Here is a 622-nt window from a genome sequence, read left to right as displayed (position 1 = left end):
CAGAGGCTTCAAAAAATTTATCCCAGCAGCACTATGCTGTTTTTGAGAGGTGTTTTTTATTTATTAAAACTGGCTTGCAGGCTTCTATCCTTTAAAGTCAGCCAGCATCTTGGTGATGCGCTCATCTTTTTCGCGCCATATATGCTCAACCCATTCAAACATTCTGGCTTTGACGGCATCATCATCTTGATAACCACCATTTTGAACAGCTACAGATAAACCCTTTGGTATGTCGATATAGCGGACATCGACGCCTAAGCGCTTGATATTGCCTTTCCACAAGTCACTATAAGTCGGTACGCCATCAGGATAGACAATCGTTATATCCAATATACCGTCTACTTCGGCACCCAACGCATTGATAGCCAGCGCCAAACCGCCCGCTCTTGGCTTAAGCAGGTGCGTGTAGGACGACTGCTGTTTCTCATGCTTAACAGGCGTAAAGCGCGTTCCTTCTAGATAATTGAGCAAGGTAAAGGGCTTGTCTTTAAGTAGCGCGCAGGCACGTTGTGCTTCTTTGAGGTCTTGACCTTTTAAGGCAGGGTTCTTTGCGATATCCGCTTTAGAATGCCGGCGCATCATGGGGAAATCTAAAAAATAAAAGGTTTGACCGACGATAGGA

Annotated in this window: 1 protein-coding gene; it reads right to left on the bottom strand. The window is 45.2% G+C overall.

All coding sequences use genetic code 11. The annotated features are described in order from the left end of the window. Positions 1-84 precede the first annotated feature (84 nt). On the bottom strand, positions 85-622 hold a 538-nt coding region (locus tag ACS8FD_RS22010), incomplete at its 5' end, for an acetyltransferase (RefSeq protein WP_439277437.1).

It is taken from the genome of Psychrobacter sp. 1U2, from assembly GCF_051847575.1.
This window is presented reverse-complemented; position numbering and strand designations above follow the sequence as displayed.